General features: G+C 70.8%; 3 protein-coding genes. All 3 read right to left on the bottom strand.

The window, feature by feature from the left end:
- The coding region (locus AC1D12_RS32420) for a molybdopterin molybdotransferase MoeA (protein ID WP_477845251.1) at window positions 1–697 on the bottom strand (697 nt) is incomplete at its 3' end.
- Complete coding sequence (mobB, locus tag AC1D12_RS32415) at window positions 669–1,199, bottom strand: molybdopterin-guanine dinucleotide biosynthesis protein B (protein WP_047511998.1); 531 nt, start codon at window positions 1,197–1,199, stop codon at window positions 669–671. The genes AC1D12_RS32420 and mobB, both read right to left, overlap by 29 nt.
- A 7-nt stretch (window positions 1,200–1,206) precedes the next feature.
- Window positions 1,207–1,819: PALP domain-containing protein (locus AC1D12_RS32410; protein WP_477845250.1), on the bottom strand; the 613-nt coding region annotated here is incomplete at its 5' end.

Genomic DNA, 1,819 nt, shown 5'->3' with positions numbered 1-1,819 from the left:
CGGTCACCTCGCCGCCCAGCGCCTGGATCAGCGCGCGCAGCGTGTAGCGATTGGAGTTGTAGATCGCGCCGGGGCGCAGCGGCTCGCCCGGCATCACCAGCTCGTCGCCGGTGGAGAACAGCGCGACGCGCGGCCGGCGCATCACCGGCAGCGTCGCCGCCCCGACCGAGGCCGCCATCCCGAGCGCCTGCGGCGTCAGGCGCAGGCCTTGCGTCAGCACGGTACTGCCCTCCTGCACGTCCTCGCCGCGGCGGCGCACCCACTGGCCGGGCCTCGGCACTTCGTTGATGCGCACCTGGTCGCCGAGCGCCTCGCACTGCTCCTGCATCACGACGGCATCGGCGCCGGGCGGGATCGGCGCGCCGGTGAAGATGCGCGCCGCGGTGCCGGGCTGCAGCTCGCCCGGCACGCGGCCGGCGGTGATGCGCTGGCTGACCGGCAGCAGCGTGCCGGCGGCCGGCACATCGGCGCTGCGCAGCGCGTAGCCGTCCATTGCGGTGTTCGCGAGCGGCGGCACGTCGAGCTGCGAGCGCACGTCGGCGGCCAGCACGCGGCCGAGCGCGTCGAAGGTCGGCAGCGTCTCGATCTCGCCGGCCGGCAGCGGTTGCACCGCGGCGAGCAGGCGTGCCAGTGCGTCGTCGAGCGACAGCAGCGCTGCCTTGGCGCGATCAGGGGATGGCGGGGAACTGGTAGTCATAGCGCGAAGCATCGGCGAGCAGGAACGCGGCTGCTGCGGCAGGGTCATTCAGGTCGAGCACCGGGCGCGAGGTCGGCTCGGGCAGGCGGTCGGCGCTGTCGGTCGCGATCGCGACGATGAACGGATCGGTCGGGTAGTTGGCCTGCTTGCCGGTGGCGGCGCGCCAGACCTCGATCTTCGGCAGGTCGGCATGCTTGAAGCCCTCGACCAGCACCCAGTCGCACTCGACCAACTCGGCGATCAGCTGGTGCACCGTCGGCTCGGCCAGCTGCTCGTACTCGCGGATCTTGGCGAGGCGCCGGTCGGAGGCGATCACGATCTCGAACGCGCCGGCCTGGCGGTGGCGGTATGAATCCTTGCCCGGCTGGTCGATGTCGAAATCGTGGTGCGCATGCTTGACCACCGACACGCGCTGGCCCGCCGCGCGCAGCAGCGGGATCAGCTGCTCGACCAGCGTGGTCTTGCCGGAGCCCGAGTAGCCGCTGAAGCCGATGACTTTCATGGCGCGCTCAGACGTGGGCCGTGACGCGTTGGGCAATGTAGCGCTTGACCGCCTCGGCATCGACCGGCATCACCTCGAAGCGCTTCGGCAGGTCCTCGATGCCGTTCAGCTGGTGCGGCCGGGCCGGCTGGCGGTTCAGCGCCTCGATGATGGTGTCGGCAAACTTGGCCGGCAGCGCGGTCTCGAGCACGATCATCGGCACCGCCGGGTCGAGGTGCTCCAGCGCGACCTTCAATCCGTCGGCCGTGTGCGTGTCGATCATCGTGCCGAAGCGTTCGTACGCGAGGCGGATCGTCGCGAGCCGATCGGCATGCGTGCTGTGGCCCGAGACGAAGCCGTCGGCGGCGATGCGCGCGAACTCGTCCGGCGTGATCGAGAAGCGGCCGTGCTGCTCGAGCGCGGTCTTGAACAGCGCGCGGGTGCGCTCGCCGTCGCGGCCCAGCAGGTCGAACACGAAGCGCTCGAAGTTCGATGCCTTCGAGATGTCCATCGACGGGCTCGAGGTCTCGAAGGTCTCGCTGCCGGCGCGCACTCGGTAGGTGCCGGTGCGGAAGAACTCGTCGAGCACGCGGTTCTCGTTGGTGGCCAGCACGAGCTGCCGGATCGGCAGGCCCATGCGG

It is taken from the genome of Rhizobacter sp. P1_G5 (genome assembly GCF_056405435.1).
The sequence above is the reverse complement of the archived record's forward strand: the minus strand, read 5'-3'. Positions and strand labels throughout refer to the sequence as shown.

What these genes read in the sequence shown, in the direction of transcription:
- mobB (WP_047511998.1), bottom strand. Translation starts at nt 1,199, where the DNA reads ATGAAAGTCATCGGCTTCAGCGGCTACTCGGGCTCCGGCAAGACCACG.